The organism is Micromonospora sp. B11E3, from assembly GCF_039871625.1.
Classification (GTDB): Bacteria; Actinomycetota; Actinomycetes; order Mycobacteriales; family Micromonosporaceae; genus Micromonospora.
The window spans coordinates 15972-40372 of the sequence record NZ_JBDPMC010000034.1 but is presented as its reverse complement, the minus strand read 5'-3'; the positions used below and the strand labels follow the sequence as shown (position 1 = coordinate 40372).

The following is a 24401-nucleotide window of genomic DNA, read 5'->3' as shown; positions in this document are numbered from 1 at the left end:
AGGGCAGGTGGCAGGGGGGCGGGCGGTCAGCGGGGGGTGGACGGCTGTCTGCCGGCGACCGCCGCAGCGAGCAGCAGGGCCAGCCCGACCGCACCGAACACGGTGCTCAGCAGGCCGATCGCCGTGCCCAGCCCGGTGAGCGTGGAGAACGACACCGCTCCCGACCGGTAGAGGTGGGGCATGGCGAACACCCCGGCCAGGTCGACCAGGACGCCGAGGAACGACGCCAGCACCCCGAAGACCAGCATCGCCACGCACCTGCCGGGCAGCCGCTTGCGCGCCATCAGGGTCACCACCAGCCCGACCACCAGCACCAGCAGGATGGGCAGGCGCAGGGACGCCTGCACGAATGAATTGTTCAGGATCTCCACCGTGGTCCTCCCGCATGATCGTCGGCGGCCAGGTTAGTTCAGATGATCGGATCCCACCGACCGGGCGAACGTCTGTCGGTCCGGCGGCCTAGCATGGGCCCGTGCCGACGACATTCGTATCCGGGCCGGTGCGGGTCCGGGTTCCCGCCACGAGCGCGAACCTCGGGCCGGGTTTCGACGCGCTGGGGCTGGCGCTCGGACTGTACGACGACGTGGCGGCCGAGGTGGCGTCCGACGGCGTCCGGGTGACGGTGACCGGGCAGGGCGCCGGGGAGCTGCCCGGCGACGAGCGGCACCTGGTCGCCCGCGCCATGCGGGCCACCTTCGAGGCGCTCGGCGCCCAGCCGCCGGGCTTCGCCGTGGAGTGCGTCAACCGGATCCCGCAGGCCCGGGGGCTGGGCTCGTCGTCGGCCGCGATCGTTGCCGGCGTCCAGTTGGCGCGGGCCCTGGTCACCGACGGGTCGAGCCGGCTCGACGAGGCGGCGGCACTGCGGCTGGCGGCCGACATCGAGGGTCACCCCGACAACGTCGCGCCCTGCCTGCTCGGCGGCTTCACCGTCGCCTGGACGGAGCCGTCCGGTGCCCGGGCGGTCTCGCTGCCCGTCGCCGAGGCCGTACGGCCGACGGTGTTCGTGCCCGAGCAGCGCGGCCTGACGGCCGCCGCCCGGGCCGCGCTGCCCGCGACCGTGCCGCACGCCGACGCCGCGCTGAACGCCGGCCGGGCCGCGCTGCTGGTGCACGCCCTCACCGCCGAGCCGGCGCTGCTGCTGCCGGCCACGGTCGACCGGCTGCACCAGGGCTACCGCGCCGCCGGCATGCCCGACACGGCGGCGCTGGTCGACGCGCTGCGTGCGGCCGGTGTGGCGGCGGTGGTCAGTGGGGCGGGCCCGACGGTCCTGGCGCTGGCCGAGCCGCCGGAGGGCTTCTCGCCGGGAACAGGTTGGCAGACCTGGCGGTTGGGTATAGACGTGCACGGGGCGCGGGTCGCCAGGGGTAGACTTGGACACGCCGAGCGGGACCCTGTTGCCGCAGGTCGGAAGAGTTGATTACGCTCTAGACCTAGCACAGCCGCGAAGCATGCGATCTTCCTGCGGGTCGGCGCACCCCCGAAGCTATCGGCGGTCAGCCCGTCACCCCTGCCAAAGGCTCACGCCGCACCGCAGTTTCCACAGGTCGCCGCAGACGGCGAGACCTGCTCACCGAGGTTGGTGAGTCGGGAAACCGACCGGCTGCTGTGTCACAGACTCCCGCGACGCGTCATGCGAGGCGGGTGCACCGAGGCCGCCCGGCCACCTGCTTGTCGACTCCGGGCAGTCCCGGCCTATCGAGGGAAGGAATCCATTGAGCGACACCACCGACGTGACGTCGGATGTTTCCAACGTCGCTGGCCAAGCCACCGCCGCCCCCGCCCGCCGTCGGCGTAGCGGCACCGGTCTGTCGGCGATGCTGCTGCCGGAGCTCCAGAGCCTGGCCGCGTCGCTCGGCATCTCTGGTACGGCTCGCATGCGTAAGGGCGAGCTGATCAGCGCGATCTCCGAGCGGCAGGGCGGCGCCGCCGCCGGGACCCCTCGACCGCGCGCCGACGTCGCGACTGCGGTCGCTCCCGTCCGGGAGGAGGTGCGCGCGGAGGTCGCCCCGTCGGGTGCCGAGCGCACCGCCGAGCCGGCGGCCCCGACCGAGGGGCGGACCCGGGCCCGGCGTAGCCGGGCGACCGCCGCCGCGGCTGAGACCCGGGCCGCCGAGGCCGAGAACCGGCCGGCCGAGACCCGTGTCGAGGAGGCCGCACCCGCCACCGAGCCCGCCGAGCGCGGCGAGGGCCGCCGGGAGCGCGGCGAGGGCCGGGGCACCCGGGACCAGGCCGAGCGGGCTGAGCGTGCCGACCGGGCTGAGCGCGGCGAGCGTGTCGACCGCGGCGAGCGGGCTGAGCGTGCCGACCGGGGCGAGCGGGCTGAGCGTGCCGACCGGGGCGAGCGGGCCGAGCGCGGCGAGCGGGCCGAGCGCGCCGACCGGGGCGAGCGGGCCGAGCGCGCCGACCGGGGCGAGCGGGCCGAGCGCGGCGACCGGGCCGAGCGGGCCGACCGGGGCGAGCGGGCCGAGCGCGGCGACCGGGCCGAGCGGGCCGACCGGGGCGAGCGGGCCGACCGGGGCGAGCGGGCCGAGCGCGGTGACCGCAACGACCGTGGCCAGCGCGTCGAGCGCGACACCGACGGCGACGATGACGGCGAGGGCGGCGGCCGGCGCGGCCGGCGCAGCCGGTTCCGGGACCGCCGTCGCGGCCGGGGCGAGCGCGCCGAGGGCGGCGAGGGCGCCCGCGAGCCGCAGGTCGGCGAGGACGACGTCCTCGTCCCCGTGGCCGGCATCATCGACGTGCTCGACAACTACGCGTTCGTCCGGACCACCGGCTACCTGGCCGGCCCGAACGACGTCTACGTGTCGATGTCCCAGATCAAGAAGTACGGCCTGCGCCGCGGTGACGCGATCACCGGAGCGGTGCGCGCGGCCCGCGAGGGCGAGCAGCGGCGGGACAAGTACAACCCGCTGGTCCGGCTGGACACCATCAACGGGATGGAGCCGGAGGAGGCGCGGCGCCGGCCGGAGTTCTACAAGCTCACCCCGCTGTACCCGCAGGAGCGGCTGCGGCTGGAGACCGAGCCGCACATCCTGACCACCCGGGTGATCGACCTGGTCATGCCGATCGGTAAGGGCCAGCGGGCGCTGATCGTGTCCCCGCCGAAGGCGGGCAAGACGATGGTGCTGCAGGCGCTGGCGAACGCGATCACCCGCAACAACCCGGAGTGCCACCTGATGGTGGTGCTGGTGGACGAGCGGCCGGAAGAGGTCACCGACATGCAGCGGTCGGTGAAGGGCGAGGTCATCGCGGCCACGTTCGACCGTCCGCCGCAGGATCACACGACGGTGGCGGAGCTGGCGATCGAGCGGGCGAAGCGGCTGGTCGAGCTGGGCCACGACGTGGTCGTGCTGCTCGACTCCGTGACCCGGCTCGGTCGGTCGTACAACCTGGCGGCACCGGCCTCCGGCCGGATCATGTCGGGTGGTATCGACTCCACCGCGCTCTACCCGCCGAAGCGGTTCCTGGGCGCGGCCCGCAACATCGAGAACGGCGGCTCGCTGACCATCCTCGCCACCGCGCTGGTGGAGACCGGTTCCATGGCGGACACGGTCATCTTCGAGGAGTTCAAGGGCACCGGCAACGCGGAGCTGAAGCTGGACCGGAAGATCGCCGACAAGCGGACGTTCCCCGCGGTCGACATCAACGCCTCCGGCACCCGTAAGGAGGAGGTCCTGCTCGCGCCGGAGGAGCTGGCCATCGTCCACAAGCTCCGCAAGGTCCTGCACTCGCTGGACTCGCAGGCGGCGCTGGACCTGCTGCTGGACCGGCTCAAGCAGACCCGCACCAACATCGAGTTCCTGATGCAGATCGCGAAGTCCACGCCGGGGGAGTGACCCCTCCCGGTCGGGGATCGACGAAGGGCACGGCCGTCCGCGGCCGTGCCCTTCGTCGTCCGCGCGGCCCGCCGGAGGGCGGGGCGCCGATCCGGTACGTCGACGGTGGGTCGGGCCGCGCCGGATCACCGGGCGCCGGGCCGTCCCGCCGGTGGAGTTTTCCTTCGGTTAAGGCGTCGCCTATTGAAACTTCTATTCATTGTCCGGTTGACTGTCGCCCATGCGTACCCGCAGATCCGCCCACCTCGCCGGCGTCCTGTTGTTGACGCCGCTGCTCACGCTGGCCGGCCCGGTGCCGGTCACCGCCGCGCCGGGCGAAGACCCGGCCGGCACGGTCGCCGAGGACGCTCCCCGTGCCTCCTCGCAGGCCGCCGAGCCGGTCACCCTCGCCGCGGACCGGCCCGCCACCGCCATGCCGGGCACCGCCGGCGTCGAGCCGGCCGGCGGCCTGGAGACCGCGAAGACGACCCGCCCGGTCGCCCCCGGGGTGCAGCTCACCTCGTTCGACCGGTACGACGCCGACGGCTGGCTGCGCGCCGACGCGCTGACCACCGACCTCACCGGCGGGGCCACCGTCGACTACGTCAACTCCGGCGCGGTGGCGAAGGCCGAGCCGCTGCGCGGCGCGGTGGACCGTTCCCGGGCCGTCGCCGCGGTCAACGGCGACTTCTTCGACATCAACAACTCAGGCGCGGCGCAGGGCGTCGGCATCCGGGCCGGCGCGCTGGTCCAGTCGGCGGTCAGCGGGCACCGCAACGCGGTGGCGGTGACCACCGAGGGCGTCGGCCGCGTGATCGAGGTGAACTTCGACGGCACCGCCACCCTGCCCGCCGGCCCCGTCACCCTCACCCAGTTCAACAACATGGTCCAGGCGGGCGGCATCGGCGTGTTCACCGCGCTCTGGGGGACGTACACCCGGGAGCGGGCGGTGGCCGGCGCGGCCCGCGTCACCGAGGTCGCCGTGGTCGGCGGTCGCGTCGCCACCGTGACCCCGGCGGCCGGCAGCGGGCCGATCGCCGCCGGCACGACGATCCTGCTCGGCCGGGACGCCGGGGCAGACGCGCTCGCCGGTCTGCGGCCGGGCGACCCGGTCGACGTGACCTGGCGGCCGAAGCCGTCCGACGGCAGCAGCCTGCACGCCGCGGTCGGCGGCGGCAGCGTGCTGGTCCGCGACGGCGTGGTGCAGAACATCGCCGACGCCAGCCTCGCGCCGCGCACCTCGGTCGGCTTCTCCGCCGACGGTCGTAAGATGATCATGCTCACCGTGGACGGCCGGCAGGTGGACAGCCGGGGCGTCACCCAGACCGAGATGGGCCGGATGATGGCCGAGCTGGGGGCCTGGAACGCGCTCAACCTCGACGGTGGCGGTTCCTCCACGCTGCTCGCCCGCCGGCCCGGCGAGGCGAGCGTCCGGGTGGAGAACAGCCCGTCCGACGGCGCCGAGCGTGCCGTCCCCAACGGCCTGGCCATCTACGCCCCCGAGGGCAGCGGCCGGCTCACCGGCTACTGGCTGCGCACCGCCAGCGACCCCACCGCCGCCCCCGGCGTCGCGCCCGTGCGGGGCGGCCGCCCCGACCGGGTCTTCCCCGGGCTGACGCGCCGGCTCACCGCCACGGGTTATGACGAGACGTACGGCCCGGCGGCCGGCGGGCCGGCGTGGCGGGCCAACCCGGCCGTCCACGGCAAGGTGAGCGAGGACGGTGTGTTCCGGGCCGGCGCGCCCGGCCACAGCACCGTCACCGCCTGGCGCGACGAGGCCAGCGGCACGCTCGACCTCACCGTGCTCGGCCCGCTGGCCCGGATCGACGCCACGATGGACCGCGTGGGCCTGAACCGGGCCGGCGACAGCGCGCTGTTCGGCGTGGTCGGCTACGACGCCGAGGGCAACACCGCCCCGATCGAGCCGGCCGACCTGCGGCTGGAGTACGACCACGACCTGTTCGACGTCACGCCGAGCGAGGACGGCAACCTGTCGGTGCGGGCGGTCGCCGGCACCGGCTCCGGGCTCGTGACCGTCCGGGTCGGAGACCACAGCGCGGCGCTGCCGGTCACCGTCGGACTGGCCGACGTCCCGGTCGCCACCTTCGACGACGCCGCCGCGTGGCGGTTCAGCCAGGCCCGGGCCAGCGGCTCCGTCGCCCCCGCGCCGGGCCGCACCGGCACCGGCCTGCGGATGTCGTACGACTTCAGCCAGTCCACCGGCACCCGGGCCGCGTACGCCGACCCGCCCGCCTGGATCGAGGTGCCCGGCCAGCCGCAGGCGTTCGGCATGTGGATCAACGGCAACGGCAGGGGGGAGTGGCCCAGCCTGCACCTGCACGACGCCCAGGACACCCAGCACGTGCTGCGCGGGCCGTACATCACCTGGACCGGCTGGCGCTACGTCGAGTTCGCCGTACCCGCCGGTGTGCAGTACCCGGTGCGGGTGCGCCGGTTCTACGTGGCCGAGACCAACCCCGCCGCCCAGTACACCAGCCAGATCGTCATCGACGACCTGGTGGCGAAGGTGCCCCCGACCCTCGACGCGCCGGCCGAGGCGCCGCGCACCGACCGGGTGGTGCTGCGCGACGGCACGGTCGACGGCGCGCCCTGGCGCTTCGCGGTCATGTCCGACGCCCAGTTCGTCGCCGCCGACCCGGACAGCGACCTGGTCGCCCAGGCCCGCCGTACGCTGCGCGAGATCAAGGCGGCGCGGCCGGACTTCCTGGTGATCAACGGGGATCTCGTGGACACCGCGTACCCGGCGGACTTCGCCCTGGCCAAGCGGATCCTCGACGAGGAGCTGGGCGGCGAGCTGCCGTACTACTACGTCCCCGGCAACCACGAGATCATGGGTGCCCCGATCGGCAACTTCCAGGCCGTCTTCGGGGACACGTCCCGGGTCTTCGACCACGCCGGCACCCGGTTCGTCACGCTGAACACGGCCACCGGCTCGCTGCGGGGCGGCGGGTTCGACCAGGTCCGGCTGCTGCGCGACGCGCTCGACTCCGCCGCCACCGACGCGGGCGTCGGTTCCGTCGCCGTGCTGTTCCACCACCCGCCCCGCGACCCGAGCCCGGCGAAGGCCAGCCAGCTCGGCGACCGGAAGGAGGCGGCGCTGGTGGAGCAGTGGCTCGCCGACTTCCAGCACACCACCGGCAAGGGCGCGCTCGTCGTCAACGGCCACGTCGGGACGTTCCACGCCGACCGGGTGGACGGCGTGCCGTACGTGATCAACGGCAACTCGGGCAAGAACCCGTCCACCCCGGCGCACCTCGGCGGCTTCACCGGCTGGACCGAGTTCGGCGTCGACCCGGTCACCCCGGCCGAGGCCGAGCGGGTCCGCCGCGACCCGCTCGCCGAGGGCCCGCGCTGGGTGGCCGCCGAGTTCCACGCCCACGTCGACCGACTCGACCTGGCCGCCCCGGCCAGCGTGGCGGTCGGCGCCCCGGCCCGGGTCACGGCGACGCTGGCCCAGCCCGGCGGCCGTACGGTGCCCGTGGCCGCCCCGGTCAGCGCGGACTGGTCCGCCTCGCCGAGCGTCCACATCGGCGGGGCGGACGGCGTGCGGCCCTGGCACGTCGCCCGCCTCGCCCCGGCGACCGGCGAGCTGTCGGCGCTGCGCCCCGGCGCGACGGTCGTGCTGGCCGTGACGGTCAACGGCGTACGCGCCGAGGCCACCGTCACCCTCACCGAGGCCGCGCTCGCCCCGGCCGCCTGACCTGCGAGGAGGGCCCCTGTCCCGCGCGGCGGCGCCGGACAGGGGCCCGCGTCAGAACCGGACAGGGGCCCCGGGTCAGAAGTCGCCCTCGGCCACCTGGAAGACCGTCAGGCCGAGGGCGCGCCACATCCGGACGACCTGCATCCGGTCGTCGAACACCCCGACCACCCGGTAGTGGGGCCGGATCTCGCGTTCGTAGATCTCCTGCTTGACGATCGAGTCCTTGCGGGAGTCGCCGACCGCCCGCATGTGCAGGGCCAGGTAGGGCACCCGGACGTGCCGGGCCAGCCACGCCTCGGTGTCGGCCCGGGCCGAGGCGTCCCGGCCGGAGCAGAAGACCACCCCGTGCCCGGCGGCGTGCATCGCCCGGACCGCCGCGATCACCGCCTCGTTCGGCACGTCCTCGCCCACCCGCGTCATGTCGTAGGGGCTGCGGGAGACGTTCAGCGCGACGGTCCCGTCGATGTCGACCAGGACGATCTCCGGCGGGCCGCCCCGCACGTCGTGCACCCGGGCCGGGCCGCCGGGGATGACCTCCGGCACCGGCAGCGGCAGCGGTCGGTCGGCCAGGTAGCGGTCGTGCAGCCGCCGGATCGCCTCCTCGCCCACCCGGTCGGCCTCCGGCCGCGCGGCGTCCCGGCGCAGGCACTCGTCCAGGGGTACGTCGGTGAAGTCGTGCACCTCGAAGTCGGCCCCGCAGTCGGCGGCGAGCCTGGCCCAGTCCCGCAGCGTCCGGGCGCGCAGGTTGGTGTCGTCCACGCAGACGCTGATCCGGCCCCGCAGCAGCGCCTCCACCTGCGCCCGCTGCGCCCGGGTGACCTGGGCCTCCGCCCACTGGGTGAACAGCCGCTCGCCGTGCAGCATCCGGCGCAGGTCGTCGCGGTTCACGCGGACGACCGAGGGCTGGAGGGTACGGGCGAAGGTGGTCTTGCCCGAGGCGGGCAGTCCCCGGGTGGCGATCAGCCGGGGCGGTCTCCGCGTCCCGGTCGGTTTCTCGGGCGAACCGGACACCAGACCACGGTACGCCGGGGCGCGGCCGGGTCACGGGCGACGGGGGAATGTGTCCCCGGCCGGGCGGGAATGCAGGGGGGCGCGGGTGCGTTGACGAGGCCGGACCCGCTGTGCGGCCCGCCTGACGGGTCGGCTCCCGCCCATGGCACACTGGTCAATCGGCCACTGGTTCCGGTTCACGCCCGAGCCCGGCGCGCGCGCCCCGCGCGGCCGGCCGTACGGCGACCCGGCGACCACCGACGAGAGGACCGAGGCGACATGAAAGCCAACATCCACCCGGAGTACGTGACCACCGAGGTCACCTGCTCCTGCGGCAACTCCTTCACGACCCGCAGCACCGCCAAGGGCGGCTCGATCCACGTCGAGACCTGCAGCGCCTGCCACCCGTTCTACACCGGTAAGCAGCGCGTCCTCGACACCGCGGGCCGGGTCGCGAAGTTCCAGCAGAAGTACGCCAAGGTTCAGGCCAAGAAGGCCAAGTAACTGCGTGTTCGGCGCCCGCGTCCGGCTTCGTGCCGGGCGCGGGCGCCGTCCGTATTGCCCCCCCTTTTCTCCGGTCGGTTGCCGGCCGTCCCCGTCGTCGAAGGAGCACCCGAGCATGAGCAGTGAGCGCCTGGCCGCCCTCCTCGACGAGCACGCCGAGCTGGAGAAGCGGCTCGCGGACCCGGCCATCCACGCCGACCAGGGCACGGCCCGCCGGGTCGGCCGCCGGTACGCGGAGCTGGTCCCGGTGCAGAAGGCGGCGGCCGAGCTGGAGCAGGCCCGCGCGGACCTGGCCGCGGCGAAGGAGTTGGCGGCCGAGGACCCGTCCTTCGCCGCCGAGGCCGAGTCGATCGCCGCCACCCTGCCGGCGCTGGAGGAACGCCTCGCCGAGCTGCTGATCCCGCGCGACCCGCACGACGCCAAGGACGTGATCGTCGAGATCAAGGCGGGCGAGGGCGGCGAGGAGTCCGCGCTGTTCGCCGGTGACCTGCTGCGGATGTACACCCGGTATGCCGAGCGCCACGGCTGGCTCACCGAGGTCATCGACGCGCAGGACTCGGACCTGGGCGGCGTCAAGGACGTCTCGCTGGCGATCAAGACCAAGGGCGTGCCGGAGGGCGGCAACGGGGTCTGGTCCCGGCTCAAGTGGGAGGGCGGCGTGCACCGGGTGCAGCGCGTCCCGGTCACCGAGTCGCAGGGCCGCATCCACACCAGCGCCGCCGGGGTGCTGGTGCTGCCCGAGGCGGAGGATGTCGACGTCACCATCGACCCGAACGAGCTGCGCATCGACGTGTTCCGCTCGTCGGGCCCGGGTGGGCAGTCGGTGAACACCACCGACTCGGCGGTGCGGATCACCCACCTGCCGACCGGCATCGTGGTCTCCTGCCAGAACGAGAAGTCCCAGCTGCAGAACCGGGAGCAGGCGATGCGCATCCTGCGTGCCCGGCTGCTCGCCGTGGCCCAGGAGCAGGCCGACGCCGCCGCCTCGGACGCCCGCAAGGCGCAGGTGCGCACGGTGGACCGCTCCGAGCGCATCCGGACGTACAACTTCCCGCAGAACCGGATCACGGACCACCGGATCGGCTACACCGCGTACAACCTGGACCTGGCCCTGGCCGGCGAGCTGGACGGCGTCCTGGACGCCCTCGCCGAGGCCGACCGCGCCGCCCGCCTCGCCGGCGACACGGAGCTCACCCGCCGCTGACCGCCGCGGCCTCCACGCGCGCGTTCCCTGAAAAGGCACGCGCCGCTTTTTCCTGGAAATAGTGGCCCGGGGGCGGGCCGGGGGCGGGGTCAGCTGGCGCGGGGGCGGGTCTTGGCCCGCAGCATCTCCCGGTCGGCGACCTCGAACGCCGTGCCGAGCGCCTCGCGCAGCCCGGGACCCGTGGCGTCGACCTCCGCGAAGCCGATGCTCACGCCGACCGGCGTGCCGGGCACCAGGGTCTCCCAGTCCTCGGTGCGCACCGCCGCCTCGATCCGGCGGGCCACCTCCGCCGCGTCGGTCATGCCCGCGCCCGACAGCACCACCACGAACTCGTCGCCGCCGTAGCGGGCCACGAAGTCGCCCCGGCGCATGACCCGGTTGATCACCCCGGCGATCCGCTGCAGGACGAGGTCGCCGGAGTGGTGGCCGTGCCGGTCGTTGACCGCCTTGAAGCCGTCCAGGTCGCAGACGCCGATCACGACCCGCTCCCCGCGGGCGACCACCGCCGCGATGTAGCGCTCCAGCCGGCGGCGGTTCGGCAGCCCGGTCAGCGGGTCGGTGAGCGCCTCGCCCTCGTAGCGGGCCGCCTCGCGGCGCATCTCCTCGTGGTCGATCCGGGCGGCGATGCCCTCGATGTAGACGTCCCGCAGCCGGTCGTTGCGCTGCGCCGCCAGCCGGAACGCGTGCCGGTCGGCCCGGTGCGCCGCCGCGTGGTCGCCGGCCCGCGCGTACGCGATGCTGCGCAGCCGGGCCGGCTCGGCCGCGCCGAGGGTCTCCTTGGACACCCGGGCGGCGTCCAGCAGGGTGACCGCCTGGATGGGGTTGCCGGACGCGATGGCCAGGCAGACCTGGCCGAGTTGGCGCATGTCGCGGGCCCGGGCGCTGTCCGCGCCGTAGGCGAGCAGCCGGGACGGGTCCGCGGCCGTGCCGGTCTCCACCCGGTCGCCCAGCGCCGCCCGGCGCGCGGCGGCGTAGCCGTAGGCCGCGAGGCTGCTCGGGCGGAGCTCGTCGGCGCGACCGCCGCGCAGGAACCGGCTCAGGTCGGCGGCGACGTCCCGCAGCACCCGCAGGCAGCCGTCGCTGTCACCGGCGTGGTCGAGGGCGACGGCGTTGCGCAGCCGGATGCCCGGGGCGGCGAACGTCTCCTCGGGGATGTCGGCGGCCAGCCCGAGCTGCCGGGCGCGCTCGATCGCGCTGAGGGCGTACCCGTGGAAGCTGAGGTACGAGTACGCCATCGCCAGGTCGTGCCAGGCCCACGCGGTGTCCCGGTCCGCCTCCCCCACGGCGTTCAGCGCCCGGGCCGCCTTGACCAGGTGGGTGACGCACCGGTCGAGGGCCCCCTGGTGGTGCGCTGCCAGCGCGGCCAGTGCGTTGAGGTGTCCGTGCAGGGACGGCTCGGCCAGGTCCCGGACGGCCGCCGACGCCTCCTCGATGGCCCGGGTGTACTCTGCGGTGCGACCGAGATTGATCAACGCGGAGAGGCGCTGCACCAGCGCGTCGGCGCGGGTGTACGGGTCGGTGGTCTCGCGCAGCACCTCGTCGAGCAGGGCGCACGCCTCGGCGGAGCGGCTCACCTCCTGCAGGGCGCGGGCCCGTCGCAGGGCGTCAACCTGGCTGTTGACCCGGTCGAGCCAGCCCACCCGCGACCTCCCTGTCGGTGTGCGGTCGGGTCGACCAGCTCGTGGCGCGACCCGGCGACGCTTCATGATTATGGCGTGGCCCCTTTCCCGCAACACCCGTCCGAAGGGTCAGAACGCCTCCGTCCCTCCGCTGTCGTGGCGCGGGCGGCCCGCGTCCTCGCGGCGGCGGGGATCGAGGCGCCGCGCGCCGAGGCCGAGCTGTTGGCCGCGTACGTGCTGGGGGTGCCCCGCGGCCGGCTCGCGCTGGCCGACGGCGTCACCCCCGACCAGCTCGACCGGTACGACGGCCTGGTCGCCCGCCGGGCGGCCCGGGAGCCGTTGCAGCACCTCACCGGCGGCGCCGCCTTCCGGCACCTGGAGCTGGCGGTCGGCCCGGGCGTCTTCGTACCCCGGCCCGAGACCGAACTGCTCGCCGGCTGGGGGATCGACCGGGCCCGGCGGGCCGGCCGTCCGCTGGTGGTGGACCTGTGCAGCGGGTCGGGGGCCATCGCGCTCTCGGTCGCCCAGGAGGCGCCCGACGCCCGGGTGGTGGCGGTGGAGCGGTCGCCGGCCGCGCTGGGGTGGCTGCGCCGCAACGCCGCCGACCGGGTGGCCGCCGGGGACCGGCCCGTGGCGGTGGTGGCCGCCGACGTCACCGACCCGGACCTGCTGGCGGAGCTGACGGGGCGGGTGGACGTGCTGCTGTGCAACCCGCCGTACGTGCCCCGCGCGGTGGCCGTACCCCCCGAGGTGGCCGCCCACGACCCCGACGAGGCGGTCTTCGGTGGGGCGGACGGGCTGACCGTGATCCGGCCGGTGCTGGCGCGCGCCGCGGAGCTGCTGCGCCCCGGCGGGGTGCTCGGCGTCGAGCACGACGACACGCACGGCGACGCGGTGCCCGCCCTGCTCGCGGCCGACGGCCGGTACGAGGCGGTCGAGGAGCACCGTGACCTGGCGGGACGGCCCCGCTTCGCCACCGCCCGCCGCCGCGCCGACGACTCCCGGGCCGCCGGCGACCGGGCCCGCGCCGCGGCGTGGCAGACTGGCTCCTCGTGATGCTCTACGACTGCCGGTCGCCGGCCGACCGGGACCGCGGTGTCGCCGCCGCGATCGAGGCGGTCAAGAACGGCGAGCTGGTCGTCCTGCCGACGGACACGGTCTACGGGATCGGCGCCGACGCCTTCACCCCGTACGCGGTGAAGGCCCTCGCGGACGCCAAGGGCGGCACCCGGCAGGCGCCGCCGGTGCTGATCGGCTCCCGGCACACCCTCGACGGGCTGACCTTCACGCTGCCCCGGGCGGCCCGCGACCTGGTCGAGGCGTTCTGGCCGGGCGCGCTGACCATCGTGATCGAGCACTCGCCGAGCCTGTCGTGGGATCTCGGCGACGACAGCGGGACGGTCGCCGTGCGGATGCCGCTGCACCCGGTGGCGCTGGAGGTGCTGCGGGAGACCGGCCCGATGGCGGTCGCCTCGGCCAACCGGATCGGCCAGCAGGCCGCGCTCACCGCCGAGCAGGCCCGGGAGCAGCTCGGCTACGCCGTCCGGGCGTACCTGGAGGCCGGGCCGTGCCCGGACCCGGTGCCGAGCACGATCGTCGACGTCACCGGGGAGGTGCCCCGGGTGTTGCGCAGCGGGGCGATCGCGCTGGAGAAGCTGCGGGACGTGGTGCCGGACATCGTCGAGAGCCGGGTGGGCTGAGGTGCCGCCGTTCACCGTCCTGCACGTCTGCATGGGCAACATCTGCCGCTCACCGATGGCGGAGCGGCTGCTGGCGCTGGCCGTCCGCGAGCGGCTGGCGCGGCGCGGCCTCGCCCCGGCCGCCGCGGACGAGCTGCTGCACAGCCACAGCGCCGGCACGGGCGGCTGGCACGCGGGCGAGGAGATGAACCCCCCGGCCGCCCGGCAGGTGGTCGCGCGCGGCGGCGACGTCGCCGGGTTCGCCGCCCGTAAGCTGCGCTCCGACCTCGTCGACGCCGCCGACCTCGTGCTCACCGCCACGGCGGACCAGCAGGAGTACGTCGTGGCGCTGCGGCCCGACGCGGCGCCCCGCACCTTCGTGCTGGGCGAGTTCGGCCGGCTGCTGGGCGCCGTCGACGCCGCCGCGCTGCCGCCGGCCGCCGCCGCCCCGGACGCGGTGTACGCCCGGGGGGTGGCCCTGGTCGCCGCCGTGGACGGCGCCCGACAGGGTGCCTCCGCGCTGCACACCGACGATCTCGACGACCCGTGGGGGCGCGGCGACCAGTGCTTCGGCCGGGTCGCCGACGAGATCGAGGAGACGGTCCACCCGCTGGCCGCCGTCCTGCTGCCCTGACACCGCCGCCCGGGCGCCCGGGGTGGGCGTCTCCGGGCGGCGGGCCGGGGTGCCGTGTCCGGTGCCGTCCCGCTTGTTCTCCCCCGCGAAATCCGTACCCCTTTCGGGAAAATCAGTCAGGTTTGGCCCGTTGCGTGGCCATTCTGGACGGGTCCGCACCTGACTGGGCTCCTACGGGGAGAGCTGATGATCCGGGTCCGTCTCGACAAGCTGTTCACCGTGCTGATCGCCGGCACACTCGCCGGCCTCGCGCTCGCGGTCGCGGCACTGCCCGCCGCGCTGGTCTTCGGGTTCGGCGCCAGCCGGCTCACCCCCGGCGGGCTGCCCGACTCGCTGCTGACACCGCCCACGGCCCAGCGGTCCACCCTCTACGCCAAGGACGGCACCACCCCCATCACCTCGTTCTACGCCGAAGACCGGGTGGACGTGCCGCTGGCCGAGGTGGCGCCGGTGATGCGCCAGGCGATGGTCGCCGCCGAGGACGTGCGGTTCTACCAGCACCACGGCGTCGACGTGCGGGGCGTGCTGCGGGCGCTCACCGTCAACACCCGTGACGGCGGAACCCGACAGGGCGCCTCCACGCTCACCATGCAGTACGTCCGCAACGTGCTCGGCACGGACCCGCGGCTCACCGAGGAGCAGCGGGCCAGCGCCACCGAGATCAGCACCGCCCGCAAGCTCAAGGAGATGCGGTACGCCCTGGCGCTGGAGCAGAAGCTGGACAAGGACGAGATCCTCGGCCGCTACCTCAACATCGCGTACTTCGGCGCCGGGGCGTACGGGGTGGCCGCCGCCAGCAAGCGGTACTTCTCCAAGCCGCCGAGCGAGCTCACCCTTGCCGAGGCGAGCCTGCTGGCCGGGCTGGTCCGCTCGCCGCACACCGACGACCCGATCAACGGGGACGCCGACGCGGCGCTGGCCCGCCGGGCGTACGTGCTGGACCAGCTCGTCAAGAGCGGCCAGGTCGCGCCCGACGCGGCGGCGGCGGCCAAGGCCGAGCAGTTGGCGCTGAAGCCGAGCGCGACGCCGAACGACTGCACGGCGGTGCCCGAGAAGCACCAGGACTGGGGCTTCTTCTGCGACTGGTTCACCCGCTGGTGGAGCGAGCAGCCGGCGTTCGGCGCGAACGCGGACGAGCGGCAGCGCACCCTGCGCCGGGGCGGCTTCCGGATCGTCTCCTCGTTCGACCCCGGGGTGCAGCGCAGCGCCATGGAGCAGGTGCTGCGGACCTACGACGTCGACGACCGCCGCGCGGCGCCGACCGCCGTGGTGCAGCCGGGCACGGGCCGGGTCCTCGCCCTGGCGGTGAACCGGAACTACAGCGTGGCGGCCAACCCGCCGGGCGCGAAGAACCGCCCGAACACCGTCAACCAGCTCGTCGCCGGGGGCGGAACCATCGAGGGCTACCAGGCCGGCTCGACCTTCAAGATGTTCACCCTGCTGGCCGCGCTGGAGGCGGGGATGCCGCTGGCCACCGAGTTCGACGCCCCGCACCGCATCGTCACCGGGTACCCGACCGGCGGCGGCCCCGCCGCGTGCGACGGCCGGTGGTGTCCCGCCAACGCCGATCCCTCGATGGCCGGCTACCGGACCATGTGGGACGCCTTCGGCCGGTCGGTCAACACGTACTTCGCCTGGCTGATCGAGCGGGTCGGCGCGGACCGGGCGGTCGAGATGGCCCAGCGGCTCGGCATCAGGTTCCGTGCCGCCTCCGACGCCCGGCTGGCCCGGTACGGCGCGAAGAACTGGGGGCCGTTCACCCTCGGCGTCTCCGCCACGACCCCGCTCGACCTGGCCAACGCGTACGCGACGCTGGCGGCGGAGGGGACGTACTGCGCGCCCACGCCGATCGTCTCGATCACCGACGCCGCCGGCCGGCCGGTCGCCGCCGGGCGCCCGGAGTGCAAGCCGGTGCTCGACCCCGAGGTGGCCCGAGGCGCGGTGGACGCGGCCCGCTGCCCGGTGGGGGACCAGTCGATGTACCGGGGGTGCGACGGCGGCACGGCCCCCGACCTGCGGGAGAAGCTGGGCCGGCCGGTGGCGGGCAAGACCGGCAGCTCGGAGCATAACGGGACGGAGACCGTGGTCGCCTTCACCCCGCAGCTCGCCGTCGCCTCGATGGCGGCGAACCCCGACGACCCGCAGGACGCCGTCGGCGGGGCCGTCGTGCCCGCTCTGGTCGACGTCGTCGGCCGGGTCCTCTCCGACACCCTCCGCGGTCAGCCGGTACGGGACTTCGTCCCGCCCAGCGAGTCGGTCGCCTACCGGGTGACGGCCGAGCGCGCCGGCAACTGATCCCACCCGGGCGGCGCCGGGCAGGGCGATCCGCGGCGTGGAGCCCGCGCGGGCTCTCAGGAGCCGACGGCGACCTGCTCGGCGCCGCGGGCGATGTTGCGGGCCATGCCGCCGAAGACGACCGCGTGGAACGGGGCCACCGAGCCCCAGTAGGCGTGACCGGCCAGCCCGCGGGGGAGGAACACGGCGCGCTGGACGTACCGGCTGCGGCCCCCGTCGGCCGGCTCGGCGCGCATCTCCAGCCAGGCCCGGCCGGGCAGCCGCATCTCCGCGCGCAGCCGCAGCAGCCGCCCCGGCTCGATCTCCTCGACCCGCCAGAAGTCCAGCGCCTCGCCGACCCGCAGGTGGTGCGGGTCGCGCCGGCCCCGGCGCAGCCCGACGCCGCCGACCAGCCGGTCCAGCCAGCCGCGCACCGCCCAGGCGAGCGGGAACGAGTACCAGCCGTGCTCGCCGCCGACGCCCTCGATCACCCGCCAGAGCACGTCCGGCGGCGCGTCCACGGCGCGGGTGCGTACGTCGGTGTAGGCGGTGCCGCCGGACCACCCCGGGTCGCTGGGCAGCGGCTCGGCCGGGGCGTTCGGCACGCTCGCGGTGGACCAACGGGTCTCCACCGCCGCGTCGCGGACCTTGACCAGCGCCAGCCGCACCGCCTCGTCGAAGCCGGTCAGCCCGCCCGGCGGGTCCGGGACGTACCGGGCGATGTCGTGCTCGTGGGCCACCGACTCGTGGGTCAGGCTCTCCACCAGCGGGCGGGCGATCGCGTTCGGCACTGGCGTGACCAGCCCGACCCAGTACGAGGACAGCGCCGGGGTCAGCGGCCGTACCCGCACGACGACCCGCCGGCGCAGCCCGGCGACGTGGGCGTACCGCTGCATCATGGCCTCGAAGGTGAGCACGTCGGGGCCGCCGATGTCGAAGGCCCGGTTGACCTCCGGCGGCAGGGCGGCGCAGCCGACCAGGTAGCGCAGCGCGTCCCGGACGGCGACCGGCTGGACCCGGCTGCGCACCCAGCGCGGGGTGAGCATCACGGGCAGCCGCTCGGTCAGGTACCGCAGCATCTCGAACGACGCCGACCCCGACCCGATGATCACCGCCGCCCGCAGCACCGCCGTCGGCACCCCGCTGGCGAGCAGGATCCGCCCCACCTCGGCCCGCGAGCGCAGGTGCGGCGACTCGGCCCGGTCGGCCGCCGCCGGCTCCGGCCCGCCGAGGTAGACGATCCGGCGTACGCCCGCGGCGCGGGCCGCCGCGGCGAAGTTCGTCGCGGCCTCCCGGTCGGCCTGCGCGAAGCCGGCCTGCCCGAGCGAGTGCACGAGGTAGTAGGCGACGTCCACGCCGTCGAACGCGGCCGGCAGGGTCTCCGGCGCCCGCAGGTCCGCCTCGGCGATCTCCGCATCCGCCGCCCACGGCACGTCGCGCAGCCGGGCGGCGCGGCGGACCAGGCAGCGTACGGTGTGTCCCTCGGCGAGCAGCCGTGGCGCGAGGCGTCCACCGACGTACCCGGTGGCACCCGTGACGAGGCATCGCACGGCTTCCAGTGTGCGGCCCATAGACTCGTTCGTCGTGGAGAACGCGACAGGCACCTTCTGGGGGCCGGACTTCGACCAGCTCAGAGCGACCGACCCGGAGATAGCCGGGGTGGTGCTCGGCGAGCTGGACCGGCTGCGCGGCGGCCTGCAACTGATCGCCAGCGAGAACCTGACCTCCCCGGCGGTCCTCGCCGCGCTCGGCTCGACGCTGACCAACAAGTACGCCGAGGGCTACCCGGGCCGGCGCTACTACGGCGGCTGCGGCGAGGTGGACCGGGCCGAGGAGATCGGCATCGCCCGGGCGAAGGAGCTGTTCGGCGCCGAGCACGCCAACCTCCAGCCGCACTCCGGGGCGAGCGCCAACCTGGCCGCGTACGCCGCGCTGGTGCAGCCGGGGGACACGGTGCTGGCGATGGACCTGCCGCACGGCGGGCACCTGACCCACGGCAGCCGGGTCAACTTCTCGGGCCGGTGGTTCGCCACCGTCGGCTACCGGGTCCGCCCGGACACCGAGCTGATCGACTACGACGAGGTGCGCGACCTGGCTCTCGCGCACCGCCCCAAAATGATCATCTGCGGGGCGACCGCCTACCCGCGGCTGATCGACTTCGCCCGGTTCCGCGAGATCGCCGACGAGGTGGACGCCTACCTGATGGTGGACGCCGCGCACTTCATCGGGCTGGTCGCCGGTGGGGCCGTCCCCTCCCCGGTGCCGTACGCCGACGTCGTCTGCTGCACCACCCACAAGGTGCTGCGGGGCCCGCGCGGCGGCATGATCCTCTGCCGGGAGTCGTTGGCCCAGCGCATCGACAAGGCGGTCTTCCCGTTCACCCAGGGCGGCCCGCTGATGCACGCCGTCGCGGCCAAGGCGGTCGCCCTGCGCGAGGCCGCCCAGCCGGAGTTCCGGACGTACGCCGCGCAGGTGGTGGCCAACGCCCGGGCGCTCGCCGACGGGCTGGCCGCCGAGGGGATGCGCCCGGTGTCCGGGGGCACGGACACCCACCTCGCGCTGGTCGACCTGCGGGAGGCGGGGGTGACGGGGGCGCAGGCCGAGGCGCGCTGCGACGCCGCGGCGATCACCCTGAACAAGAACGCGATCCCGTACGACCCGCAGAAGCCGATGGTGGCCTCGGGCATCCGGGTGGGCACCCCGAGCGTCACCACCCAGGGCATGCGGGAGGCGGAGATGCGGCAGACCGCCGGGCTGATCGCCCGCGCCGTGCGCACCGACCCGGCCGCCCCCGGCGGCGCCGACGAGTTGACCCGGATCGCCGCCGACGTGGCGGACCTGGTCGCCGCCTTCCCGGCGTACCCCCGTGGCTGAGCCGACGGCGGACGCGGCGCGGGCCGCCGCGGACCGGGGCTGGCGGCTGCGCCACCTGCCGGTGCTGGTGCTCTCCTCGGTGGCGCTGGCGGCGCTCGGCGCGGCCGTCGGCGGCGTCGCCGGCGGCGCCGACGCGGCGCTCGGCGTAGCCGCCGGGGTGGCCGTCACCGCGCTCAGCTACACGCTGACCACGGTCGTGCTGGCCTGGGCCGACGCCCGCAACCCGCAGCTGGTGCTCCCGTTCGGCGTCGCCCTGTACGTCGCCAAGATCACCGCGCTCGGCGCGGTGATGGTGCTGGTCGCGTCCACCGGATGGGCCGGTCTCGTCCCGCTCTGCCTGGGCATCGCCGCCGGTGTGGCGGTGTGGACCGGCGTGCACATCTGGTGGCTGACCACCGTGCACGCCCGCCGCCAGCAGGGCTGACCGGCGGCGCCGTCCCAGGGTTCGGACGACGCGCGAACGTGTCCGGGACCGGTCATTCACTGTGTGGCACAAGGGGAGTAGCGTGCGCACAGACGATTTTCCCGCCCGGTGCCCACACAACGACGGTTGTGCGGGGGGTGAGGCACAGCCTCGTTTTCATGGCTGATATCGTTCGCCCCGTCATGGCTGGTGACCAAACCCCCCGACCCAGTGGCGGCCCGGACGAACCTCCGACCGGAGCCGGCCAGGGTTGGACCGCGCTCAGCTACCTGATCGCGGGCATGCTCGTGTGGGGCTTCATCGGCTGGCTGGTCGACAAGTGGCTCGACACCGGCGGCATCGCCACCGGGATCGGCGTCGTGCTCGGCATGGCCGGGGGGATCGTCCTGGTCGTCCGTCGACTGGGCACGCCTACTTAGGAAGGGACGCGGTGTTCGGACAGGCGAACGTCCTGGCACAGGGCGAGGCAGCATTCCCACCCAGCGTGGGTGACTTCTACCTGCCCAGCATCCTCCCGTGGGGTGAGCACGACTCGTACTGGTTCACCAAGATCACGGCCATGGTCTGGATCGCCGTCGGCGTCCTGATCATCTTCTTCCTGGCCAGCTACCGGAAGCCGCAGCTGGTGCCGACGAAGAAGCAGTGGATCGCCGAGTCGATCTACGGCTTCGTCCGGAACAACATCGCCGTCGACATGATCGGGCACGCGGGGGTGCGGTTCGCGCCGTACTTCACCACGCTGTTCTGCTTCATCCTGCTGACGAACTTCTTCGCGATCGTGCCGTTCTTCCAGATCTCGCCGAACTCGCACATCGCCTTCCCGGCCTTCCTCGCCGCGATCAGCTACGTGATGTTCAACTGGATCGGCATCCGGCACCACGGCTTCGTGAAGTACTTCAAGCACTCGCTGATCCCGCCGGCCCCGTGGTACATCCTGCCGATTCTGATCCCGATCGAGTTCTTCTCGACCTTCCTGGTCCGGCCGTTCTCGCTGGCCGTCCGTCTCTTCGCGAACATGTTCGCCGGCCACATGCTCCTGCTGGTCTTCACGCTCGGCGGCTTCGCGATGATCAGCGCCAACACCTGGCTGGCCCCGGTCTCGGTGCTGTCCTGGGTGATGACCGTCGCGCTCACCTTCCTCGAGTTCCTGGTGATCTGCCTGCAGGCGTACGTCTTCACCGTGCTGACCGCCAGCTACGTGCAGGGCGCCCTCGCCGAGGAACACTGATCCACCTTCTCGCACCACCCGTTGTCGTCCCGCGTGACCGTCACGCGTGATAACCAGGAGGAACCACTAATGGACGTCTACGCCGCGGTAGAGGGCAGCACCGCCGCCATCGGCTACGGCCTCGCGGCCATCGGCCCGGGCATCGGTGTCGGCCTGGTCTTCGCCGCCTACATCCAGTCGACCGCCCGCCAGCCGGAGTCGTCGCGGATCACCCTGCCGTACGTCTGGATCGGCTTCGCCGTCATCGAGGCGCTCGCGCTGCTCGGCATCGCGTTCGGCTTCATCTGGCAGGGCAACCTCTAAGTCCCGCCCTTAGACCGGGAGGTTTCCCATGTTCCTGCTCGCCGCTGAGGGTGGTGAATCCACCCACAACCCGATCATCCCGCTCTGGCAGGAGCTGGTGGTCGGTGGCATCGCCTTCGTCGTGCTCTGCATCGTGCTGATGAAGTTCGTCTTCCCCCGCATGGAGCAGACGTTCCAGGCCCGGGTCGACGCGATCGAGGGTGGCATCAAGCGTGCCGAGGCCGCCCAGGCCGAGGCCAACCAGCTCCTCGAGCAGTACCGGGCCCAGCTCGCCGAGGCGCGGACGGACGCCGCCCGGATCCGGGACGACGCCCGGGCCGACGCCGAGGGCATCCGCCAGGACATCCTCGCCAAGGCGCGGGAGGAGTCCGACCGGATCATCGCCGCCGGCAAGGAGCAGCTCGCCGCCGAGCGCGCCACCATCGTGCGCGAGCTGCGCACGGAGGTCGGCACCATCGCGGTCGACCTGGCCAGCAAGATCGTCGGTGAGTCGCTGGCCGACGAGGCCCGCCGCAAGGGCACCGTCGACCGGTTCCTGAACGACCTCGAGAGCACGGGGGCCCGCTGATGCAGGCCGCCAGCCGGGAGTCGTACCAGGCCGCGACCGAGCGCCTGGCGGCGTACGCGCGGGGCGCCGAGCCGTCGGCGGTGGCCGCCACCGCCGACGATCTGCTCGCCGTCGCCGGCCTGCTGCGGCGCGAGCCGCGGCTGCGCCGGGCGCTGTCCGACCCGGCCCGGCCGGGCTCGGACCGCGCCGGGCTGCTCTCCGGGATGCTCCAGGGCAGGATCGGCGCGGACGCGCTCGACCTGCTCACCGCGCTGGTGTCCGGCCGCTGGTCGGCGCCGTCGGAGCTGCTCGACGGCGCCGAGCGGCTCGGCGTGGAGGCGCTGCTCGCCAGTGCCGACGCGGCTGGCGACCTGGGCGAGGTCGAGGACGAGCTGTTCCGCTTCGGCCAGGTGGTCGCCGGCGAGCCCGCGCTCTCCGCGGCGCTCGGCAACCCGACCGTCCCGGCCGAGCAGCGGGCCGGGCTGGCCCGTGAGCTGCTGGCCGGCAAGGCCCGGCCGGTCACCGTCCGCCTCGTCGAGGTGGCGCTGGGCGGGTTCGGTGGGCGGTCGTTCACCGGTTCGCTCACCCGGCTGGTCGAGCTCGCCGCCGACCGGCGGAACCGGCAGGTGGCGTACGTCACCGTCGCCGCCCCGTTGAGTGACGAGGACGAGCGCCGCCTCGGTGCCCGACTCTCCGCGATGTACGGTCGGGAGGTCTCCGTCAAGCAGACGGTCGACCCCTCGATCCTCGGTGGCGTCAGCGTCCGGGTCGGCTCCGACCTGTACGACGGCACCGTCCTGCGCCGGCTCAACGAGACCCGCAACGCGCTCGCCAAGCGCTGACCGGCACACGTCGGCGACCCGCGAAGCACTGAATGACAGACGCCATTCGGACCGGTCGGTACTAGGTATCCCGGGCCCCTGATACTTAAGGAAGCAGAGGATGGCCGAGCTGACCATCTCGACGGAGGAGATCCGCGGCGCCCTGGAGCGCTACGTCTCCTCCTACTCGCCCGACGTCTCCCGTGAGGAGGTCGGCACCGTCGCCGACGCCGGCGACGGCATCGCCCACGTCGAGGGTCTCCCCTCGACCATGACCAACGAGCTCCTGGAGTTCGAGGACGGCACGCTCGGCGTGGCGCTGAACCTCGACGTCCGGGAGATCGGTGTCGTCGTCCTCGGTGACTTCGGCGGCATCGAGGAGGGGCAGCGCGTCAAGCGCACCAACCGCGTGCTCTCGGTGCCGGTCGGCGACGCCTTCCTCGGCCGCGTGGTCAACGCGCTCGGCCAGCCGATCGACGGCCTCGGCGACATCGCCAACGAGGGCTACCGCGAGCTGGAGCTCCAGGCTCCCAACGTGATGTCCCGGCAGTCCGTCTCCGAGCCGATGCAGACCGGCCTCAAGGCCGTCGACGCGATGACCCCGATCGGGCGGGGCCAGCGGCAGCTGATCATCGGCGACCGCAAGACCGGCAAGACCACCGTCGCGCTGGACACCATCCTCAACCAGCGGGAAAACTGGCGCTCCGGCGACCCGAAGAAGCAGGTCCGCTGCATCTACGTCGCCATCGGCCAGAAGGCCTCCACGATCGCCTCGATCAAGGGCACGCTGGAGGAGGCCGGCGCGATGGAGTACACCACCATCGTCGCCTCCCCGGCGTCCGACCCGGCCGGCTTCAAGTACCTCGCCCCGTACACCGGCTCGTCCATCGGCCAGCACTGGATGTACGGCGGCAAGCACGTCCTGATCGTCTTCGACGACCTGAGCAAGCAGGCCGAGGCGTACCGGGCCGTGTCGCTGCTGCTGCGCCGCCCGCCGGGCCGCGAGGCGTACCCGGGTGACGTCTTCTACCTGCACTCCCGCCTGCTGGAGCGCTGCGCCAAGCTTTCCGACGAGCTGGGCGGCGGCTCGATGACCGGCCTGCCGATCATCGAGACGAAGGCCAACGACATCTCGGCCTTCATCCCGACCAACGTCATCTCCATCACCGACGGCCAGATCTTCCTCGAGACCGACCTGTTCAACCAGGGCGTCCGGCCGGCCATCAACGTCGGCACCTCGGTCTCCCGGGTCGGCGGCGCCGCCCAGGTGAAGCCGATGAAGAAGGTCTCCGGCTCGCTGCGGCTCAACCTGGCCCAGTACCGCGAGCTGGAGGCGTTCGCCGCCTTCGCCTCGGACCTGGACAAGGCCTCCCGCGCCCAGCTGGAGCGCGGCTCCCGGCTGGTCGAGCTGCTCAAGCAGTCGAACTACGCGCCGTACCCGGTGCAGGAGCAGGTCGTCTCCGTCTGGGCCGGCACCGAGGGCAAGCTCGACGACGTCCCGGTCGGCGAGATCAAGCGCTTCGAGTCGGAGTTCCTCCAGTACCTGCGCCACAAGCACGAGGGCGTGCTGGCGGCGATCGCCGACTTCAAGTGGGACGACGAGATCATCGGCTCGCTGGACGCCGCGATCACCGAGTTCAAGAAGCTCTTCCTGGGCAAGGAGGACGAGCCTCGGATCAACGAGGCGCCGGCCGCCCCCATGGAGGGCGAGGAGAACCGCGAGTCGGTGACCCGCTACCGCGACACCGCCGAGAAGCAGTAGGG

The 24401-nt window shown here is 73.9% G+C and carries 21 protein-coding genes; 17 read left to right on the top strand and 4 right to left on the bottom strand.

All coding sequences use genetic code 11. The annotated features are described in order from the left end of the window. Positions 1 to 26 precede the first annotated feature (26 nt). Positions 27 to 371, bottom strand: coding sequence for a hypothetical protein (locus tag ABGB16_RS18390; protein WP_347669308.1), 345 nt, complete (start codon positions 369 to 371; stop codon positions 27 to 29). A 101-nt stretch (positions 372 to 472) separates the two neighbouring features. On the opposite strand from ABGB16_RS18390, the gene thrB reads away from it, so the two are divergent. From thrB to ABGB16_RS18375, 3 genes are all read left to right on the top strand, one after another. Next, on the top strand, positions 473 to 1417 hold the full coding sequence (gene thrB, locus ABGB16_RS18385; RefSeq protein WP_347669307.1) for a homoserine kinase: 945 nt from the start codon (positions 473 to 475) through the stop codon (positions 1415 to 1417). A gap of 295 nt (positions 1418 to 1712) precedes the next feature. Continuing rightward, on the top strand, positions 1713 to 3836 hold the full coding sequence (gene rho, locus ABGB16_RS18380; RefSeq protein ID WP_347669306.1) for a transcription termination factor Rho: 2124 nt from the start codon (positions 1713 to 1715) through the stop codon (positions 3834 to 3836). Positions 3837 to 4056: 220 nt separating this feature from the next. After that, a complete protein-coding gene (locus tag ABGB16_RS18375; protein ID WP_347669305.1) occupies positions 4057 to 7536 on the top strand; it encodes a phosphodiester glycosidase family protein in 3480 nt (1159 codons plus the stop codon). Positions 7537 to 7611: 75 nt separating this feature from the next. Here ABGB16_RS18375 and ABGB16_RS18370 read toward each other — a convergent pair whose 3' ends face one another. Beyond that, complete coding sequence (locus tag ABGB16_RS18370; RefSeq protein ID WP_347669304.1) at positions 7612 to 8547, bottom strand: AAA family ATPase; 936 nt, start codon at positions 8545 to 8547, stop codon at positions 7612 to 7614. Between the two features lie 258 nt (positions 8548 to 8805). On the opposite strand from ABGB16_RS18370, the gene rpmE reads away from it, so the two are divergent. Together rpmE and prfA are read left to right on the top strand one after the other, a co-directional pair. Next, the gene (gene rpmE, locus ABGB16_RS18365) at positions 8806 to 9030 is read left to right on the top strand and encodes a 50S ribosomal protein L31 (RefSeq protein ID WP_091450875.1); all 225 of its coding nucleotides are present in this window, start codon (positions 8806 to 8808) and stop codon (positions 9028 to 9030) included. Between the two features lie 115 nt (positions 9031 to 9145). Continuing rightward, entirely contained in the window at positions 9146 to 10234 is a 1089-nt protein-coding gene (prfA, locus tag ABGB16_RS18360; protein ID WP_347669303.1) for a peptide chain release factor 1, read from the top strand. 89 nt (positions 10235 to 10323) lie between these two features. Here the strand turns inward: prfA and ABGB16_RS18355 are convergent, their stop codons facing one another. Next, on the bottom strand, positions 10324 to 11874 hold the full coding sequence (locus ABGB16_RS18355; protein WP_347669302.1) for a GGDEF domain-containing protein: 1551 nt from the start codon (positions 11872 to 11874) through the stop codon (positions 10324 to 10326). A 75-nt stretch (positions 11875 to 11949) separates the two neighbouring features. Between ABGB16_RS18355 and prmC the strand changes: the two genes are divergently transcribed. From prmC to ABGB16_RS18335, 4 genes are all read left to right on the top strand, one after another. Then, positions 11950 to 12909, top strand: coding sequence for a peptide chain release factor N(5)-glutamine methyltransferase (prmC, locus tag ABGB16_RS18350; RefSeq protein ID WP_347669301.1), 960 nt, complete (start codon positions 11950 to 11952; stop codon positions 12907 to 12909). Beyond that, complete coding sequence (locus tag ABGB16_RS18345; RefSeq protein WP_347669329.1) at positions 12909 to 13553, top strand: L-threonylcarbamoyladenylate synthase; 645 nt, start codon at positions 12909 to 12911, stop codon at positions 13551 to 13553. The genes prmC and ABGB16_RS18345 overlap by 1 nt, the downstream gene beginning before the upstream one ends. A 1-nt stretch (position 13554) precedes the next feature. Next, positions 13555 to 14166: a phosphotyrosine protein phosphatase gene (locus ABGB16_RS18340; RefSeq protein ID WP_347669300.1), complete on the top strand. Its 612-nt coding sequence runs from the start codon at positions 13555 to 13557 to the stop codon at positions 14164 to 14166. Positions 14167 to 14352: 186 nt separating this feature from the next. Continuing rightward, positions 14353 to 16461 carry a transglycosylase domain-containing protein gene (locus tag ABGB16_RS18335; protein WP_347669299.1) on the top strand — a complete coding sequence of 703 codons (2109 nt, stop codon included), beginning with the start codon at positions 14353 to 14355 and terminating at the stop codon, positions 16459 to 16461. 56 nt (positions 16462 to 16517) lie between these two features. On the opposite strand, the gene ABGB16_RS18330 is transcribed toward ABGB16_RS18335, so the two are convergent. Beyond that, positions 16518 to 17990: an SDR family oxidoreductase gene (locus ABGB16_RS18330; protein ID WP_347669298.1), complete on the bottom strand. Its 1473-nt coding sequence runs from the start codon at positions 17988 to 17990 to the stop codon at positions 16518 to 16520. Between the two features lie 34 nt (positions 17991 to 18024). Between ABGB16_RS18330 and glyA the strand changes: the two genes are divergently transcribed. The 8 genes from glyA to atpA all read left to right on the top strand — a co-directional run bounded on the left by glyA (position 18025) and on the right by atpA (position 24399). Further along, positions 18025 to 19314 (top strand): serine hydroxymethyltransferase, encoded by a 1290-nt coding sequence (gene glyA / locus ABGB16_RS18325; protein WP_347669297.1) that lies wholly within the window; start codon positions 18025 to 18027, stop codon positions 19312 to 19314. Beyond that, positions 19307 to 19738 (top strand): hypothetical protein, encoded by a 432-nt coding sequence (locus ABGB16_RS18320; protein WP_347669296.1) that lies wholly within the window; start codon positions 19307 to 19309, stop codon positions 19736 to 19738. Before glyA ends, ABGB16_RS18320 begins: the two co-directional genes overlap by 8 nt. A gap of 182 nt (positions 19739 to 19920) precedes the next feature. After that, entirely contained in the window at positions 19921 to 20157 is a 237-nt protein-coding gene (locus tag ABGB16_RS18315) for an AtpZ/AtpI family protein (protein ID WP_347669295.1), read from the top strand. A gap of 11 nt (positions 20158 to 20168) precedes the next feature. Next, the gene (gene atpB / locus ABGB16_RS18310) at positions 20169 to 20966 is read left to right on the top strand and encodes a F0F1 ATP synthase subunit A (protein ID WP_347669294.1); all 798 of its coding nucleotides are present in this window, start codon (positions 20169 to 20171) and stop codon (positions 20964 to 20966) included. Positions 20967 to 21035: 69 nt separating this feature from the next. Continuing rightward, a complete protein-coding gene (locus ABGB16_RS18305; protein WP_347669293.1) occupies positions 21036 to 21269 on the top strand; it encodes an ATP synthase F0 subunit C in 234 nt (77 codons plus the stop codon). Positions 21270 to 21297: 28 nt separating this feature from the next. Further along, complete coding sequence (locus tag ABGB16_RS18300) at positions 21298 to 21837, top strand: F0F1 ATP synthase subunit B (RefSeq protein ID WP_347669292.1); 540 nt, start codon at positions 21298 to 21300, stop codon at positions 21835 to 21837. Continuing rightward, a complete protein-coding gene (locus ABGB16_RS18295) occupies positions 21837 to 22658 on the top strand; it encodes a F0F1 ATP synthase subunit delta (RefSeq protein WP_347669291.1) in 822 nt (273 codons plus the stop codon). Before ABGB16_RS18300 ends, ABGB16_RS18295 begins: the two co-directional genes overlap by 1 nt. A gap of 100 nt (positions 22659 to 22758) precedes the next feature. Beyond that, on the top strand, positions 22759 to 24399 hold the full coding sequence (gene atpA, locus ABGB16_RS18290) for a F0F1 ATP synthase subunit alpha (RefSeq protein ID WP_347669290.1): 1641 nt from the start codon (positions 22759 to 22761) through the stop codon (positions 24397 to 24399). The last annotated feature ends 2 nt before the right edge of the window (positions 24400 to 24401 follow it).

Excerpts from the sequence above, each read along its gene's own strand:
- ABGB16_RS18375 (WP_347669305.1), top strand. The coding sequence starts at position 4,057 with ATGCGTACCCGCAGATCCGCCCACCTCGCCGGCGTCCTGTTGTTGACG.
- rpmE (WP_091450875.1), top strand. The coding sequence starts at position 8,806 with ATGAAAGCCAACATCCACCCGGAGTACGTGACCACCGAGGTCACCTGC.
- prfA (WP_347669303.1), top strand. The coding sequence starts at position 9,146 with ATGAGCAGTGAGCGCCTGGCCGCCCTCCTCGACGAGCACGCCGAGCTG.
- ABGB16_RS18345 (WP_347669329.1), top strand. The coding sequence starts at position 12,909 with ATGCTCTACGACTGCCGGTCGCCGGCCGACCGGGACCGCGGTGTCGCC.
- ABGB16_RS18335 (WP_347669299.1), top strand. The coding sequence starts at position 14,353 with ATGATCCGGGTCCGTCTCGACAAGCTGTTCACCGTGCTGATCGCCGGC.
- ABGB16_RS18315 (WP_347669295.1), top strand. The coding sequence starts at position 19,921 with ATGGCTGGTGACCAAACCCCCCGACCCAGTGGCGGCCCGGACGAACCT.
- ABGB16_RS18305 (WP_347669293.1), top strand. The coding sequence starts at position 21,036 with ATGGACGTCTACGCCGCGGTAGAGGGCAGCACCGCCGCCATCGGCTAC.
- ABGB16_RS18300 (WP_347669292.1), top strand. The coding sequence starts at position 21,298 with ATGTTCCTGCTCGCCGCTGAGGGTGGTGAATCCACCCACAACCCGATC.
- ABGB16_RS18295 (WP_347669291.1), top strand. The coding sequence starts at position 21,837 with ATGCAGGCCGCCAGCCGGGAGTCGTACCAGGCCGCGACCGAGCGCCTG.
- atpA (WP_347669290.1), top strand. The coding sequence starts at position 22,759 with ATGGCCGAGCTGACCATCTCGACGGAGGAGATCCGCGGCGCCCTGGAG.